This window comes from Petrotoga sp. DB-2 (assembly GCF_054051725.1).
In genome coordinates this window covers 1-2496 of record NZ_JBSVZD010000057.1, presented here as the reverse complement: position 1 = coordinate 2496, position 2496 = coordinate 1, and the positions used below count along the sequence as shown (strand labels likewise).

The 2496-nt window shown below is 36.3% G+C and carries 2 protein-coding genes; both read right to left on the bottom strand.

The window, feature by feature from the left end; genetic code table 11:
- Positions 1–113: 113 nt before the first annotated feature.
- Positions 114–860 (bottom strand): IS21-like element helper ATPase IstB, encoded by a 747-nt coding sequence (istB, locus tag ACW9JY_RS10380; RefSeq protein WP_103898342.1) that lies wholly within the window; start codon positions 858–860, stop codon positions 114–116.
- Positions 850–2364, bottom strand: coding sequence for an IS21 family transposase (gene istA, locus ACW9JY_RS10375; protein ID WP_457284319.1), 1515 nt, complete (start codon positions 2362–2364; stop codon positions 850–852). Before istA ends, istB begins: the two co-directional genes overlap by 11 nt.
- Between the last annotated feature and the right edge of the window lie 132 nt (positions 2365–2496).

Sequence of the window (2496 nt, the reverse complement as noted above, 5' to 3'; positions counted from 1 at the left end):
TGCTATGGCTAACCGAATACTGTACCACCCTGCTAACCTAATTATGTACCATATAGAAAGAAGAAGTTCTTTTCTTTCTCTTTTCATATGAAAAGAGAAAAATCGAATATTTATCACTTTTGCTGAATTTCTCGTCTTTGGTTCCTGTAACGGTAGCTTTCTCCGTTGAATAGTATTATCTTACTGTTGTGGATTAACCTGTCGATAATCGCTGCTGTCATCCTTTCATCGTGAAATATTTTAGCCCATTCTGCAAATTCAAGATTGCTGTTTACTAAGATAGATCCTTTTTCATACCTTTCAGAGAATATTTGGAACATGAGTTGTGTAACTTGGTCGGATAACTGCACGTATCCTAGTTCATCAATTATTAGTAAGTCTACTTTGCTCAGCTTTTTTTGGAATTTTGTTAGTTGTCGTTCTTCCTGCATTTCAACTAAGAGGTTCCCAAGGTTGGCTGCTGTGAAAAAACTTACTGTTTTCCCTTTCTTACATGCTTGTATTCCTATCGCTATACTTATGTGTGTTTTTCCTGCACCTGGTGATCCTAAGAACAAAAGATTTGTCTTTTCTTCGATGAACTTACATTGACTGAGTTCCAGTATTTCCTTCTTTGATAGGTAAGGCGCTTGACTGAAATCAAATTGGTCTATCGTCTTTAGATTAGGGAACTTTGCTTGGTGTAACAACCTTTGAAATCTGTTGTTCCCCCTTGATAGGACTTCACATTGAATCAAAGTTTCAAAAAATCTTTCGTTGTCCCAATCGTTTCTTTTTGCCTCTTGTAGTATATCGTCATACCGTTCTAATATACCAGATAGTCGACAATATTTCAGCTGTTCTCTTAGTTCATCTTTCATTTTCACACCCCACTTTTCGAAGTAGTTCATTGTAAGTGCTTAAAGACATGTAAGTGGTGGTGTGTTTGTCTACGTCAAGGGATTTTAGCTTTTCTTCCGAGAGGAGTTCCGTTTTGGGTTTGTGTTGTGTTTGATACCTTAGTACGCTTAACACTTCTTGGTAACTGTAGCGGTTCTTTTCGTCCAATTCCTTTAGTACCTTTGCAACAACTTCAACGGTGTATTGTTGGGTTAATTTTAGTATGTCTATGAACTCTCTTGTTCCTTTTGAATCAGAGTTAAGATGAGCTTGCAGCATCTTATGGTACTTTTCATATATCTGAGGTAATCCCCAATCTTGAATGACCTTAGCTTGTTCGTATGCCCTTGCCTTTTTTCTTAGTAAAGGTAGAAAATGGTATGGGTTTAAACTCTCTTTGTTTTTCCCAAACATCCTTTCATGCTCTGCTATAACCTCTCCTTTGTAGATTACCTTTACCTTGAATGGGTAGATGTGAACTTCAACCTTTTTACCAATGTAATTTGTCGGTACAGAGTATCTGTTCTTTTCCAAATGAATAAGTTGGTATGTGTCTACCTTTGCTTCTTTTATCCTTGCAAATACGTATCTTTCTTTGAGAGGGAGAAAATCTTCATCAAGGATTCTCTTCTCCCAACTTTCTCCTTCATACCTTCCTTTTTTGAGCCTTTGATGACATTTTTCCTTCAATTCCAAATTGAGTATATCAAAACTTTTGAACTCAACTCTCGGTAAGAAGTAGTTGTTTTCAACGTATTTAACAAGATTTTCTACCATCCCTTTTTCATTGCCTTTAGCTGGACCACAGAACTCAGATTCAAAACAGTAGAAGGACTGGAATTTGACAAACTCTTCTTGTAGTATCCTTTCTCTTCCTGTTAGTACTTCCTTCACCGCAGGTTTTAAATTGTCAAAGATTATCTTTTTTGGAACTCCACCAAAAAAATCAAACGCCGATGTTAATCCATCAAAGAAAAACTCTGTAGACTCTCCTGGATAAGCTTTAACAAACTCCACCTTGCTGTAGCATAACTTTGCACAGAATACGTGTATCTTTCTTGGCATCTTATCTTGCATCACGTAAACTTCACCAAAGTCTGCCTGCATACTACCTCTTAGTGGCACTAATTTCAAAAAACCTTCTTTTTGATTGATACCAAGTTTCTCTTCTATCTTCCTTGCTTGATAGGTGAAGGAGGAATAACTTCCTTTGTATCCTTCTTCACAGATGAGTTCGTATATACGCCTTTTGGTTAACTTTTGATTCTTGGGTTGGTTTGAATTGTATTCCAACAAATGTTTGATACGTTTTTCAAAATCACCATTTACAGGTTTATCTCTCTCAACGTTCATATGATACTTCTGTTCTGGGTTCTCGATAGCTCTTTTGACCGTTGCTCTGTGTATCCCCATTTCTTTTGCTATCGCTCTTTGACTTTTGTGTTTGTTAAAATACAAAAATCTTATATAATTGTATTGTACCATCTCTATCACCTTTCTTTTCCTCCTGTACAATTTTTTTATCCAAATTCATTATACAGGATTTGTGTGATAGGGTGGTACACTTTTCGTTTAGCCGACTCTTATTTTTGGTACACTTTTCGTTTAGTAAGTGCA